Origin of the sequence: Pseudoduganella sp. R-31 (assembly GCF_049913235.1) — a bacterium.
Lineage (GTDB): Bacteria > Pseudomonadota > Gammaproteobacteria > Burkholderiales > Burkholderiaceae_D > Rugamonas.
This window is the reverse complement of sequence record NZ_CP183986.1, coordinates 5,789,181-5,803,036: the sequence shown is the minus strand read 5'-3', so window position 1 is coordinate 5,803,036 and position 13,856 is coordinate 5,789,181. Positions and strand designations below refer to the sequence as shown.

At 63.2% G+C, this 13,856-nt stretch carries 13 protein-coding genes; 11 read left to right on the top strand and 2 right to left on the bottom strand.

The features are described from left to right. Positions 1–6: 6 nt before the first annotated feature. The 10 genes from ACN9MY_RS26425 to ACN9MY_RS26380 all read left to right on the top strand — a co-directional run bounded on the left by ACN9MY_RS26425 (position 7) and on the right by ACN9MY_RS26380 (position 9,052). Positions 7–981 carry a quinone oxidoreductase family protein gene (locus tag ACN9MY_RS26425; RefSeq protein ID WP_426319127.1) on the top strand — a complete coding sequence of 325 codons (975 nt, stop codon included), beginning with the start codon at positions 7–9 and terminating at the stop codon, positions 979–981. A 7-nt stretch (positions 982–988) separates the two neighbouring features. Continuing rightward, positions 989–1,120, top strand: coding sequence for a hypothetical protein (locus ACN9MY_RS26420; protein WP_426164449.1), 132 nt, complete (start codon positions 989–991; stop codon positions 1,118–1,120). A gap of 172 nt (positions 1,121–1,292) precedes the next feature. Then, a complete protein-coding gene (locus ACN9MY_RS26415) occupies positions 1,293–2,078 on the top strand; it encodes a PEP-CTERM sorting domain-containing protein (protein ID WP_426164447.1) in 786 nt (261 codons plus the stop codon). A 14-nt stretch (positions 2,079–2,092) separates the two neighbouring features. Further along, positions 2,093–2,914: a sterol desaturase family protein gene (locus ACN9MY_RS26410; RefSeq protein ID WP_426164444.1), complete on the top strand. Its 822-nt coding sequence runs from the start codon at positions 2,093–2,095 to the stop codon at positions 2,912–2,914. A 299-nt stretch (positions 2,915–3,213) separates the two neighbouring features. Then, a complete protein-coding gene (locus ACN9MY_RS26405; RefSeq protein WP_426323858.1) occupies positions 3,214–4,467 on the top strand; it encodes a glycosyltransferase in 1,254 nt (417 codons plus the stop codon). Further along, complete coding sequence (locus tag ACN9MY_RS26400) at positions 4,464–5,552, top strand: polymer-forming cytoskeletal protein (protein ID WP_426319126.1); 1,089 nt, start codon at positions 4,464–4,466, stop codon at positions 5,550–5,552. Before ACN9MY_RS26405 ends, ACN9MY_RS26400 begins: the two co-directional genes overlap by 4 nt. A 13-nt stretch (positions 5,553–5,565) precedes the next feature. Continuing rightward, the gene (wecB, locus tag ACN9MY_RS26395) at positions 5,566–6,726 is read left to right on the top strand and encodes a non-hydrolyzing UDP-N-acetylglucosamine 2-epimerase (RefSeq protein ID WP_426164439.1); all 1,161 of its coding nucleotides are present in this window, start codon (positions 5,566–5,568) and stop codon (positions 6,724–6,726) included. Continuing rightward, the gene (locus ACN9MY_RS26390) at positions 6,716–7,504 is read left to right on the top strand and encodes a YaiO family outer membrane beta-barrel protein (protein WP_426319125.1); all 789 of its coding nucleotides are present in this window, start codon (positions 6,716–6,718) and stop codon (positions 7,502–7,504) included. The genes wecB and ACN9MY_RS26390 overlap by 11 nt, the downstream gene beginning before the upstream one ends. Positions 7,505–7,506: 2 nt before the next feature. Continuing rightward, a complete protein-coding gene (locus tag ACN9MY_RS26385) occupies positions 7,507–8,313 on the top strand; it encodes a hypothetical protein (RefSeq protein WP_426319124.1) in 807 nt (268 codons plus the stop codon). Beyond that, complete coding sequence (locus ACN9MY_RS26380; RefSeq protein WP_426319123.1) at positions 8,300–9,052, top strand: alpha/beta hydrolase; 753 nt, start codon at positions 8,300–8,302, stop codon at positions 9,050–9,052. The genes ACN9MY_RS26385 and ACN9MY_RS26380 overlap by 14 nt, the downstream gene beginning before the upstream one ends. Here the strand turns inward: ACN9MY_RS26380 and ACN9MY_RS26375 are convergent. After that, entirely contained in the window at positions 9,039–10,430 is a 1,392-nt protein-coding gene (locus ACN9MY_RS26375) for a C13 family peptidase (protein WP_426164427.1), read from the bottom strand. The two genes, ACN9MY_RS26380 and ACN9MY_RS26375, sit on opposite strands and share 14 nt — an antisense overlap. Further along, entirely contained in the window at positions 10,417–11,055 is a 639-nt protein-coding gene (locus ACN9MY_RS26370; protein WP_426164424.1) for a DUF4136 domain-containing protein, read from the bottom strand. The genes ACN9MY_RS26375 and ACN9MY_RS26370 overlap by 14 nt, the downstream gene beginning before the upstream one ends. Before the next feature lie 162 nt (positions 11,056–11,217). Here ACN9MY_RS26370 and pepN point away from each other — a divergent pair, with 162 nt between their 5' ends. Further along, positions 11,218–13,833, top strand: coding sequence for an aminopeptidase N (pepN, locus tag ACN9MY_RS26365; RefSeq protein WP_426319122.1), 2,616 nt, complete (start codon positions 11,218–11,220; stop codon positions 13,831–13,833). Positions 13,834–13,856 lie beyond the last annotated feature (23 nt).

Below are 13,856 nucleotides of genomic sequence, written 5' to 3'. Positions count from 1 at the left end.
TATTGAATGGTCAAGGCGATACGCATGTTCCGCACCGGCGGGCCGGAAGTGATGGAATACGTCGATGTCGAAACAGGGGCGCCCGGCCCCGGCGAAGCGACGGTGCGGCACGAGGCGATCGGCCTTAACTTTATCGATGTGTACTTCCGCACCGGCCTGTATCCGCAGCCGCTGCCGGGCGGGCTCGGACAGGAAGGCGCCGGCGTGGTGGAGGCGGTGGGCGAGGGCGTAAGCCATGTGCGTGTGGGCGACCGGGTGGCCTATGCCGGCCGTCCGAATGGCGCCTACGCGCAGGCGCGCAATATGCCCGCCAGCCTGCTGGTGAAGCTGCCCGATTCTATCGGCAGCGATACCGCGGCGGCCATGATGCTGCAAGGGATGACGGTGCAATACCTGTTCCACAGCGCGGCGCCGCTCAAGGCGGGCGACACGATTCTGTTCCATGCGGCGGCCGGAGGCGTGGGCCTGATCGCTTGCCAGTGGGCGCGTGCCTTGGGGGTGAACCTGATCGGCACCGCCGGTTCGGACGAAAAGGTGGCGCTGGCGCTGCAACATGGCGCCGCCCACGCAATCAACTACAACACGGAAAATTTCACTGAGCGGGTGCGCGAGATCACCGGCGGCAAAGGCGTCTCCACGGTGTTCGATTCGATCGGCAAGGACACCTTTATCGGTTCGCTCGATTGCCTGCGCCCGCGCGGCATGATGGTCAGTTTCGGCAATGCCTCCGGTCCGGTGGCGAACTTTTCGCTGGGCGAACTGGCTTCGCGCGGCTCGCTGTTCCTGACCCGTCCTGCGCTGGGCAACTACACGGCGACGCGCGCCGACCTCGAGGCTTGCGCGCAGTCGTTGTTCGACGTGGTGGCGCGCGGCGACGTGAAGATCGAAATCAAGCAGCGGTATAATCTGGCGGATGTGGGGCAGGCGCATCGCGATCTTGAGGCGCGCCGCACCACGGGCTCCACCATCCTCCTGCCTTGATTTCACTATGACAGACCAGAACCGCCCAGCCGACGATGACGACGGTACCCCGAAATTTGGACGCCTGCTGATCGTCCTGCTGAGTGCCGTAGCCTTGATCGGTCTCATCACGTTTGCCAGCGAAGCCTATTACCGCTGAACTTCAAATACTTGATGTCGAATTTCTTTACACTAAGGAACTTTGCCATTCACATAATTGGCATTACCATGGAGTAATTGCCATTGCGGTCAATAGTTTACTGATGAGTTATTGAGTTTGGCATAATTCTTGCTTGCGTTCCGCCGGGACATTTGAATTTCAAGGAAGAATTATGAAGAACGCAATGTTGGGCAAAGTATTGCAAAGTTTCACGGCCGTGGCGGCCTTGCTGCTGGTGGCGGCCGCCCACGCCGGCCCGGTCAACCTGGTACAAAACGGCGGCTTTGAACTGACTTCCAATGGCAATGGCCAGGTGGACTTCAATACCTCCGTGTCTGGCTGGTCTGCGCCCGGCGGATACAATTTTGTCTTTGCTTCCGGAACCGCAGACACCACCGGTGCCGTGTCCTGGTTCGGTGGCCAGAACGACGTTCCCCTGAAATTGTGGGGCGCCAATAACGGCGGCGCCAACGCGCTGGCAAGCAGCGCCAACGGCGGCAACTTCATCGCCGCCGACGGCGCCTACGGCGTGGTCGCCATCCAGCAGGCGATCAGCGACCTGGAAATCGGCACCACGTATATGCTGCGGTTCGAATGGGCGGCTGCCCAGCAGTGGGGCTTCTTTGGCGAGACCAGCGAAAAATGGAGCGTGAGCATCGACGGCAACACCTTCGAAACCGCCACCTACAACAACCAGAGCCAGGCATCGAGCGGCTGGATGCAGGAGGCGTTCACGTTTACCGCCAAGTCCAGCGGCAGCTTGCTGTCCTTCCTGGCCGCCGGAACGCCGGAAGGCCACCCGCCGTTTTCCCTGCTTGACGGCGTTTCCCTGTTTGCCATCGACACGCCGGACAACGGTACCCCGCCTGCCGAAGTGCCGGAGCCTGCCAGCCTGCTGGTCATGCTGACCGGACTCGGACTGCTGGCACTGGCGCTGCGCCGTCGTCGCCAGCCTTGAGCTGAAGCCCTGCCGTGACAGCCTTGGCTGAACAGGTCCTGCGGCTGGCAGTGTGGCTGTGCGTGCTGTGCGCCATCTTTCTGCCGCTGGAACGCTATCTCGCCGTGCGCCAGGCGCAGCCCGGCGAGCGCCAGCGCTGGCCGGACCTGTTCTATTATTTTGCCAACAGCCTGCTGCCGATGCTGGTGCTGGCGGTGCCGCTGGCGCTCGTTGCGCAATTGTCGCGCGCACTGGTACCAGTCGCGGTGCCGGAGACGCTGGCGGCTTTGCCGCTCGCGCTGCGCCTGCCGCTGGCACTGCTGGTCGGTGACGTCGGGGCCTACTGGTCGCACCGCCTGGCCCACCGCTGGCCGCTGCTGTGGCGCTTTCACGCGGTGCACCATAGCGCTGCCCACGTCTACTTCCTGACCAATACGCGCGCGCATCCGGTCGATTTGCTGTTCACGCGGCTGTGCAGCCTGCTGCCCCTCTACGTGCTCGGCCTGGCAGGCCCAGACGCGGCAGCCAGCGCGACGCCGGTCGCGGTAATCCTGGTTGGCAGCGTGTGGGGCTTTTTCATCCATTCGAATATCCGGGTGCGCCTAGGGCCGCTGGAGTGGCTGCTGTCGAGTCCGGCCTTCCACCATTGGCACCATACGCGCCATAACCATGTCGACCGCAATTTTGCCGCCATGCTGCCGCTGCTGGACCGGGTATTCGGCACCCACTACCTTCCGGGCCACTGGCCGGCGGAATATGGTAGCGATACCGCCGTTTCCAGCCAGCTAGGCGGGCAACTCGCCGCACCGTTTTCGCCGGCCATGCCGGCCGTCACGTCAGACCGAACTGAAAGTTGATTTGTCAAAATGCCTTACCAAGAAATTCCACCGAACTGGCGCAGGCTGAATCGATGACCGGGCGCCGTCGCTTAACCCTGCAAGTCCTTGGGCTGTTTGCCGGCTGGTGGCTGTCGTTGGCGCTGGTCCTGGCTGCTCCCGCGCCTGCGTTGCCTGCGTCAGCGGCGGCCGCGCCAGGCTTCAGCCTTGATCCCTCTTCAGCCTTGCATAAAAAAGCCGAGAACAATAACTGGCTCGGCATCCATGACCAGGTCCAGTCGCGCCACCAGCAACTGCTGACCTCGCGCACGCTGACCATCATGCTTTACCTGCTGTGGGCTGTGATTGCGCTGGTGCTGGTGTACACCGTGCGGCACTATTACTTCACTTTCAACCGGCTGTACGGCGCCCAGCGCCATCCCTACCTGGATGTCGACAGCGGCAACTGGCCGAGCGTGACGGTGCTGGTGGCTGCGCATAACGAACAGGCCGTGATTGCCGATTCGCTGCGCGCCCTGCTGGAAGTAGACTACCCGCGCGATCGCCTGCGCATCATGCCGGTCAACGATCGCTCGACCGACGACACGCGCCGCATCATCGACGAGATCTGCGCCGCACATCCGGGCCGCATCACGCCGTTCCACCGCGGCGGAGGCAAGCCGGGCAAGGCGGCCGCGCTGAAGGATGCGACTGCACAGGTTAACAGCGACATCCTGATCGTGTTCGATGCCGACTATGTGCCGGGACGCGGCCTGTTGCGCCAGCTGGTGGCGCCATTCTTCGACCCGGAGGTTGGCGCCGTAATGGGCAGGGTAGTGCCGCTGAACACCGGCAGCAACCTGCTGACCCGCCTGCTGGACATGGAGCGCTCCGGTGGCTATCAGGTCGACCAGCAGGCGCGCATGAACCTGTCGCTGGTGCCGCAATACGGCGGCACGGTCGGCGGCGTGCGGCGCATCGCGCTAGAAGCAATCGGCGGCTGGCGCGAAGACGCGCTGGCCGAAGACACCGACCTGACATATCGCTTGCTGCTAAGCGGCTGGAAAACCGCCTACCAGAACCGCTCCGAGTGCTACGAGGAAGTGCCGGAAACCTGGCCGGTACGGGTGCGCCAGATCATGCGCTGGTCGAAAGGCCACAACCAGGCTGCTTTCCGCTATGCGGGCGCACTGCTGGCCAGCGACAAGGTAGCGCTACGCGAAAAGCTCGACGGCATGCTGCTGCTGGGCGTGTTTGCCATGTCGCCGATCCTGCTGGCCGGTTGGATACTGGCCATCATCCTGTTCTATTTCGACGCCAACCACTGGCTGACGGGCGTGCTGGCACTGTTCTGCCTGATGTCCTACAGCGCGTTGGGCAACTTCGCCGTCTTCTTCGAGATCGGCGCCGCCGTCTACCTGGACGGCAGCCGCGAACGTATCCGCCTGATGCCGCTGAATTACTTCGGCTTCCTGGTCAGCCTGCTTTCCATCACCATCGCCACCTTCAGGCAGGTGCTGTTCGATGGCCTGTTCCGGCGCAGCCTGGAATGGGACAAGACCGCGCGTTACCGCCAGCCGGAGCCAAGGCCATGAGCTGGATCGTATTGTTTCTTGCTTGCCAGGCGCTGCTGTTCCTGCTGCCCTTGCTGCCGGCGCTGCTTGAATGGCGCGTCCGGCGCGACGCGCAGCCGCTGAAAGTAGTGCGCGACTACGATGGCAATATCAAACACTTCGCCAACCGTTTCCGCCAGTTCCTCACTGAGCAGTTTGCCGAGTTGGCACAGACCAGCGGCTCCGCCACCGTGCCGCGCAACGGCCGGCTGGCAACGGGCGACCGCTACCAGTTGGTGGGCGCCGATGGCAAACCTTCGATCACCGAGCAGGAGCGTGTTGCGCAGGCGGTAGACCAGATGGTGCTGGGTACGGGCGCGCTGGAACTGGGCCAGGGGCTGCTGTACGAAAAGGAAGTGTTTGCCGCCGGCGCGATTCGCACCGGCAGCGAAAACTCGTTCCGCGCCCTGCTGGCGCGCGGCGAGATCGTGCTCGGCGAGCAGTGCGACGTGCTGCGCTGGGCGCACAGCGATACCCGCTTTACCGCCAGCCGCCGCGCGCGCCTGTTCGGCCGGGTGTCTGCCAGCCAGGAACTGGTGCTGCATGGCGACACCCGCTTTGGCCGCATGCATGCGCCGCTGATCCGCTTCGGCGATGCGGCGCCGGCGCCGCTGCCGCAACCGACCAGCCGCGCCACGCTGGAGCGTCCGGCCGTGCTGCTGGACGATGCCGCCGGGCGCTGGTTGGCAGGCGGCGACCTGCACCTGCCGGAAGCCTGTTTCCACCATGGCGACCTGGTCGCGCGCGGCAGCATGACGGTCGGCGCGTACGCCATGCTCGAAGGCAGCGTCAAGTGCCACGGCGACCTGCACATTGGAGCCGGAGCGCGCATCGAAGGTGCAGTGGTCTGCAGCGGCGATATGTTCATTGGCCCCGGCTGTACGATCCGCGGCCCGCTGGTCTGCGAAAAGACCATCCGGATCGATGCCGGCACGGTGCTCGGGGCGGACGGCGCGGAAACCACCGTGACCGCCATTGAAATCCGCGTGTGCGAAGGTGCGGTAGCGCATGGCACCGTGTGGGCGAGGGAGCTCGGCTACGTCGTTCCCTCCACAAGCATTAACTGACACAGGAGCCATTTTGAGCGCAAACAGCATCCTCCTTTGCATGGGCACGCGGCCCGAGATCATCAAGATGGCGCCGGTCTACTACGCGCTGAAGCACGAGGGACTGGAGCCCTTGCTGCTGCATACCGGCCAGCACGAAGACATGGCCGACCCGATGTACCGCTTCTTCAAGATCCTGCCCGACTTCAGCTTGCCGCTGCAGCGCACGTCCGATGCGCTGCATCACCTGTCGGCCATGTTGCTGGAAAAGCTGGGCGCAGCCTTCGAGGCAGTCAAGCCCGCAGCAGTGCTGGTGCATGGCGATACCGCCAGCGCGGCCATGGCGGCACTGGCGGCGTTCTACCAGCATATCCCGGTGGGCCATGTGGAGGCGGGCTTGCGCTCGCACAACCGCTTCAATCCGTTCCCGGAAGAGCAGAATCGTGAGCTGATCGGCAGGCTGGCGGACTGGCATTTCGCACCGACTGAAAACGCGCGCCTGAACCTGTTGCGTGAAAACGTCGGAGGCGACCGTATCCATATGGTCGGCAATACCATTGTCGACGCAGTGCGCCTGGCAACCACCGACCCGGAGCTGGCAGGCAACCCGGATGAATTGTCCAGCGACGAGCTGCGCGGCCTGCAGGAGGTGGCGGCAGGGCGGCGCCTGGTGTTCATCACGGCGCACCGCCGCGAAAACCTGGGGCAGCCCCTGCTGTCGATTTCGACCACGGTGCGCAAGCTGTTGCTGTCTGACGAAGACCTGGTGATCGTCTGGCCGGTGCACAGCAATCCAAAGATCCGGGCGACGGTCGATGAAGTGTTCACCGACCTGCCGGAAGAAGTATCGGAACGCATCTTCCTGACCCGGCCACTGAACTATTCGACCACGCTGCAACTGCTGCGCCAGTCCTGGCTGGTGTTGACCGATTCCGGCGGCATCCAGGAAGAAGCGGCTTGCCTGCACGTGCCGGTGCTGATCCTGCGCGAAACCACCGAGCGGCCGGAACTGGTGGCCAGCGGCGGGGGACGCCTGATCGGTACCGATGGCGCAGCCATTATCGAGGCCGTCGATGCGCTGCGCGCGGACGCCCATGCTTATTCGGCAATGCGTGCCGCCCCCAATCCCTTCGGCGACGGCTTTGCCGCCGCACGCATCAAAGACATCATGATACGGAGTATGAATGACTCGTAAGTTACGCCTGCCTTTCATTGGCCTGGCAGCCTTGCTGGCGGCCGGGCAGCCTACGGCCCAGGCCGATAACACCGGCACGGTTGAAGCAGGGGTGCTGCACCATAGCCTGAGCGACGGCTTTGGCACCTGGAACCAGCAATTCGTGCGGGGCTCGCTGCGGACCTCCGACGCGACGGTGTGGAATGCGGACCTGGTGAATGCACGCCAGTTCGGCGCGCATGGCGCCCTGGTAGTGGGCGGCGTCACCCACGTCTTCAATGAGGACTGGTATGGCAGCCTGGCCGCCAGCCATGGCAGCAGCTTTTTCTTCCCGCAGTCGCGCGGCGACGCGGTGATCAACCGCAAGCTGGGCGACGCCCGCAATGTGATTGCCACCGTCGGCGTGACCGCAGTGAATGCGCGCGACGGCCATCGCGACCGCAGCCTGTTGCTTGGCCTGTCGTGGTACCTGCCGAATGCCTGGGTGCTGCAGGGCGGCACCCGAATCAACCGCAGCAACCCGGGCGGCGTGATGGCCAACGCCAAGTATATTGCCGCGACCTGGGGCTACAACAAACAGCAATACATCGCGTTGCGCTACGATATGGGCGAGGAGGCTTACCAGTACATCGGCGCCGGTTCGGCAGACTTGCTGGTGAACTTCCGCAGCAGCGTCGTCAGCGGCACCTGGCGCAAGTGGCTGGCCCCGACCTATGGCTTCCAGTTGCGCGCGGAGGCTTACCATAACCCTTTCTATGACCGCCGCGGCCTGGAAGCGACCCTGTTCAAGGAATTCTGAGCGTGAAGCAATTGCATGCATTGCAGCGCAAGATCGACGATATGCGCTTTCGCGGCTTCGGCGGCAGCGCGATCCAGCTGCACCGCTCGATGTACCAGATCAAGCTAAGCCGCACCAACCTGCTGGGATCCCTGGCGCTGCCCGCCGTGTTTACCGTCGTGCTGCTTTGCCTGTTGTCGCCGATCCTTGCACTGTGGCGTGGCCTGTTCGAATTCTGGCTGCCACGTATCGCCCCGCAGGGGAGTGTCGCGCTTCGCCAGGTCGACCTGGGTGCCTACTACTTGGACCTGCCGTTTCCGCTGCTCCCTGCCGGAGATCCAGGCGACCAGCTGTGGTGGATCACGCTGGCGGGTTGCGTGCTTGCCTTGCTGGCGACGTTCCTGGTATCGCGCGACCGCTTCCTGCCATTGCAGTACATCGTGCGAGCCTGCCTGCTGGTGCAGGCTACGGCGCTGATTTTTTTCCACTACCTGCCTGGCGAGTTTCCGTATGACTCGGCGCGCTACCTGGGCGATACGCTGACGATGGCGTTGATCTTCCTGTTCATGATGCCGTGGGGACTAGGCGCGACTTACTACATGTTCGGATTTTCGCTATGGCGCAAAGTCGGCTTGACCGTGTGTACGTTGGCCTACTTCGTTGTGGCTTTCCCCATGCAGTACTTGCTGCATGCATATGTGCTGCACCATTTAACGTTGCTGTTCTTGCCGTTGTTGTACCTGGTATTCGGCATCTTCATGGATGTGATGATGTTTGTCGCCCTGTACTCCTGGGGCATGAGCTGGGCGCGCGCGGATGCGCGCACGTAAGCCGCTCATGCGCATGGCTACGACGCTGCTGCTGACCGCACTGGTAGCCTACCTGGCCGTGTGCACCGTGGTGTTTTTCCGCCAGCGCAGCATGATCTACTACCCCCAGGCATTTGAAGGCGGCACTGTGCTGACATTGGGCGGCGGCGTGCGCGTTGGCGTCACGTTGCACGAGCAGCCGGGGCCTTTTGCAGTGATCTACTTTGGCGGCAATGCCGAGGCGGTGGGGTATGGCTTGCCGGAGCTGCAGGCTGTCTTTCCCGGCCAGGCGCTATATTTAATGCACTACCGCGGCTACGGCGCAACGCCGGGCGAGCCGACCGAGACCGGCTTGTTTGCCGATGCGCTGGCACTGTACGAGCATGTTCGCGCCCAGCATCCCCAGGTGACGGTCGTGGGACGCAGCCTTGGCAGCGGCATTGCCACCCGGCTGGCCAGCGTCAAGGCGGTCGACCGGCTGGTGCTGGTCACGCCCTACGACAGCATGGCTGGCGCGGCTTCGCACCACTTTCCCTGGCTGCCGGTACGCCTGCTGCTGCGCGACCGCTACGACTCGGCCAGCTACGCGCCCAAGGTCAACGCCCCGACCACCATCCTCGCCGCCGAGCGCGACGAGGTTATTCCGCGCGCCAGCAGTGAAGCCCTGTACCGCAGCTTCCGCCCTGGCCTGGCCACTCTCCACGTCGTTCCTGGTGTGGGTCACAACGACATCTCACTGCGCGACGTTATTGGAAAGTAGCGAGCTTGGCGCGGATAGCGGTCCCGACCGAGATCTGCGGGTTCGAATAGCCGTCGTCCTTGCCCGCCTCCACTTCGCGCTTGCGGATGACTTCCCGGGCAGCGGCATGGGCTTGCTCAAAGGAGCGCGTGTGGGTGCGCAGCTGTTCGTCGAACATGGCGCGGCCGAAGAAGGTCAGCTCCGACTTGTAGCCGCAGCCGTAGGAAGTGTGGTCGGCATCGGCTGCAGTCAGCACCATGGTTGCATCGTCCTTCAGCGACGGAATCCAGCTGCCCGAGAAGCAGGCCGACACTGCAATTACGCGATTCCGGATGCCCGCTTCATCCAGCCACTTGCGCAGCATGGACGGGGTCAGCTCGGTCAATTCGAACGGCCAGAAGTCCGCCGCCAACTGGCCTTCGCGCGCGCCGTGCGAAGTCAGGTAGATGAACAGCACATCTTCGTCCTTGTCCATGGTACGCGCCACGCTGCGGATCGCCTTCTGCAGGTTCACGGTGGTGGCCCAGGGCAGTTTTTCGGCAGTCTGGAAATGGTTCACCAGCTGCAGTGTGCGGCCTTCCGTGCCGAAGCGCTGCGACATCACGTCCGCCACCATCTGGCTCTCGCGCCGGAACACCTCATCGCCGTAAGGCGCGAAGGTCAGCGCATACATGTCGACCTTGCCCGGGCGCTGCGGCGCCAGCCCTGCCAGTTGGCGCGACAACAGCACCGGCTGCGACTCCATCAGTTCCGCGGTCAGCTTCAGGTAGCGCGACGATTCCTCGTTGTTGGCTTCCTGCTTTTTCGGATACCAGAAATCAGGCTGCTGGGTGGCTACACCCAGCGCCACGACGCCCGCCATCATGCCCGCTGCGAACGCCAGCGGCCAGCGCCGACCGCGTCCGCCGCGCGCCAGCAGCACAAGTTGCGACAGGATCATCAGGGTGACCGGAATCCCCCAGGCAATCCACGCGCCCCATTGCCCCAGGTAGCGCACCGACCAGGCTTCAGACCCGCCATCAAGCATGGCAGCAAAGCACAGGTCAACAAACAGCTCCAGCCAGACGGTCTGCGCCAGCAGCAGGGTAGTCAGCAGCGCCAGGTCCGGCGCCGCGCCGGGACGCCCGCTCGGCCCTGTTCCACGTGTCATCAGCGCATAGAAGGGCAGCAGGGCGAAAGGCAGCCAGCCGTAGGCGATGGCCTTCCAGTAGAAGATCGCCGGTCCCTGGATATACAGGCGCTGGAACGATAAGGAGATCGCCAGCACCAGCAATACCAGGGCCGCGACGACGCCCGGTCCGGTGGACAGGCCTTCCCAGCGCGGCGAACGGAAAAAAGCGGTGGAAGCGCCTTCGCGCAACCACCGCCCGATCGATTTGACGGCGTTATTGGAGCTCAAGATCTACGCGCTTGGCCTTTCCGCTTTCGCCCGGGAAGCCGGTGAAGGCGCTTTGCACCAGGGCGGGCATGACCAGCGGCGTCGATTGCTTGCGGCTGGTGTTCTGCACCGTTACGTCATACAGCTTCTTGCCCTGCAGGTTGTTGATGGTGACGCGCAAGTTGCGGTCATAGTTATGCTGGATGGTTTCGCGGAATTCCATCGGGCCCCACATCCACGGATCGTAGTATGGGCGGTAGAAACCGTAGTAGCGATAACGGTAAGGGTAGTAGCCCCAGCGCGGGTAATAACCCCATGGGCCGGGACCATACATCCACGGGTCGGTCGCCGTCAGGACCTTGACCGGGCGGTCGATGGTGCTGAACTGCATGCCGACGCGCAGCTTGGCGTCCTTGGTGCTGGCGGCCTGGCTGAAGCCCAGCTTGGCCAGTTCACCGCTGACCAGGTTCTGGTAGCTGCGGTATTCCAGCGTATCCTCGCCCGGCGCCGGTGTTTCGAAGGTATACGATTTGTCCTGCATGTCGCTCGGCCACTCGTGGAACACCGTGACGTTGCTGTGCAGGGTAGTGGCACAGCCGCTCAGCAACAAACTGGTGGCCGCCACCAAAATGGCTAGCGCTTTCATGGCAACACTCCTTTTATACTCATAGGCCAGTTTAATCCGGCAACATGCGTTTCACCTAATTATTACAGAATGTTACCCCCGCGGGGAGAGCGGAAAAGAATCGGGCGTGCCCGGCTTCCGGTATTGGTAAAATAGTCTTCTTTGTCCTCGCTCGCCCAAACCATGCGTACCGACAGCCCGCAAACGATCTATCGTAAAGACTACACCCCGCCCAGCTACCTGGTGGAGACCGTGGAACTGGGCTTCGACCTCGATCCCGCCTGTACCATCGTCGCCAACCGCGTGCAGCTGCGCCATAACCCGGACAGCAAGAGCCACGACCTGGTGCTGCACGGCGAAGCCATTGAGCTGATCGCCCTGCGCATGAACGGGATGGTGCTGAACCCAAACCAGTACATTATTGGCAACAACACCCTGACCATCCGTAACGCGCCGGTCAATGTGCTGCTGGAGATCGAAACCACCTGCGCCCCGGTTGAAAACACCACGCTTTCGGGCCTGTACACCTCGGGCAGCGGTTTCTACACTCAGTGCGAGGCCGAAGGCTTCCGCCGCATCACCTACTTCCCGGACCGTCCGGACGTGATGGCGCGCTACACCGTGATGCTGCGCGCCGACAAGGAGCAATACCCGGTCCTTCTCTCCAACGGCAACCTGCTGGAAGAGGGCGAGCTCGGTGACGGCCGCCACTATGCCAAGTGGGAAGACCCGTTCAAGAAGCCGTCCTACCTGTTCGCCCTGGTGGCAGCGCGCCTGGTGTGCCAGGAAGAGAAATTCAAGCTGAAGTCGGGCCGCGAAGTGCTGCTGCAGGTGTGGGTGGAAGAGGGCAACCTCGACAAGACCGACTACGCCATGCAGTCGCTGAAGAATTCCATCCGCTGGGACGAGGAACGCTGGGGCCTGGAGCTGGACCTGGACCGCTTCATGATTGTCGCCGTGAGCGACTTCAACATGGGCGCGATGGAAAACAAGGGGCTGAATATCTTCAACACGAAGTTCGTGCTGGCCAACCCGCGCACCGCAACCGACATCGACTACTCCGGCATCGAGGCAGTGGTGGGCCACGAATACTTCCACAACTGGACCGGCAACCGCGTGACATGCCGCGACTGGTTCCAGCTGTCGCTGAAGGAAGGCCTGACGGTGTTCCGCGACCAGGAATTCAGTGCCGACATGATCGGCACCGACAGCGGCCGCGCCGTGACCCGCATCGACCAGGTGCGTACGCTGCGCCAGGCCCAGTTCCCGGAGGACGCCGGCCCGATGGCACACCCGGTGCGTCCCGATTCCTTCGTCGAAATCAACAACTTCTACACGGTGACCGTGTACGAAAAAGGCGCCGAAGTGGTGCGCATGTACCAGACCTTGCTGGGCCGCGAAGGCTTCCGCAAGGGCATGGACCTGTATTTCGAACGCCATGACGGCCAAGCCGTGCAATGCGACGATTTCCGCGCCGCGATGGCCGACGCCAACAAGCGCGACCTGAAGCAATTCGAACGCTGGTACAGCCAGGCCGGCACGCCGGTGGTGAGCGCCAGCGGCCATCACGATGGCGCCAAACAAGTGTATGAACTGACGCTGCGCCAGTCCTGCCCGGCCACGCCGGGCCAGGACAACAAGCTGCCGTTCCACATCCCGGTCGCCGTGGGCCTGCTCGGCCGCGATGGCAAGGACCTGATTTCGACCCGCGTACTAGAGTTGACCGAGGCCGAACAGACGTTCCGCTTCGAAGGCATTGCCGAGGCGCCGGTGCCGTCCATCCTGCGTGATTTTTCTGCACCGGTCGTGCTGGAGTACCCGTACACCGACGATGAATTGCTGCACCTGTTCCGCTACGACAGCGACCCGGTGAACCGCTGGGAAGCCGGCCAGCGCCTGGCCATGGAACGCCTGCTGTCGTTGACCCAGGCGGTGCTGGACGACAAGCCGCTCGAGCTGGACGACACCTACATCGGCGCCTTGCGCGCGGTCCTGACCGACAAGGAGCTGGATGCCGCCTTCCGTGAGCAATGCCTGATCCTGCCGTCGGAGACGATCATCGCCGAGCAGATGGAAGTGGTGCACCCGCAAGCAATCCACAGCGCGCGCCAGTTCGTGCGACACGCCATCGGTACTGCTTTGCATGCGGAGCTGCTGCAGGTGTATGCAGACAATACAACGCCAGGCGCCTACAGCCCGGACGCCATCTCGGCCGGGAAGCGCGGCCTGAAAAACGTGGCGCTGGCCTACCTGCTGGTGCAGCCGAACGCAGAAGCGGCCAAGCTGGCCGGCGAGCAGTTCGCTGCCGCTACCAATATGACCGATCGCGCCGCCGCCCTGTCCGCCCTGATCCACAGCGGCGCCGACGCCGGCAAGCAGCTGGACGCCTTCTACAAGGACTTCAAAGCCGAAGCGCTGGTGGTGGACAAGTGGTTCGCCATGCAAGGCTCCGCCCCGCACACCAATGTGGCCAAAGTGTGCGAACTGATGAAACATCCGGCCTTCACGCTGAAGAACCCGAACCGCGCGCGCAGTCTGCTGTTCAGCTTCTGCAACCAGAATCCATCGCAATTCCATGCTGCCGATGGCAGCGCCTACGAATTCTGGGCCGAACACGTGATCAAGCTCGACGCCCTGAACCCGCAAGTCGCCGCACGCCTGGCACGCAGCATGGACCGCTGGCGCCGTTATGCGCCGGCGCTGCAAGTCCACATGCGGCACGCGCTGGAAAAAGTCGCCGCCACCACGCCGTTGTCGAATGACGTGATGGAAGTGGTCAGCAAAGCACTCGCAAACTAATTAAGCACAAACCTAGGGAAACA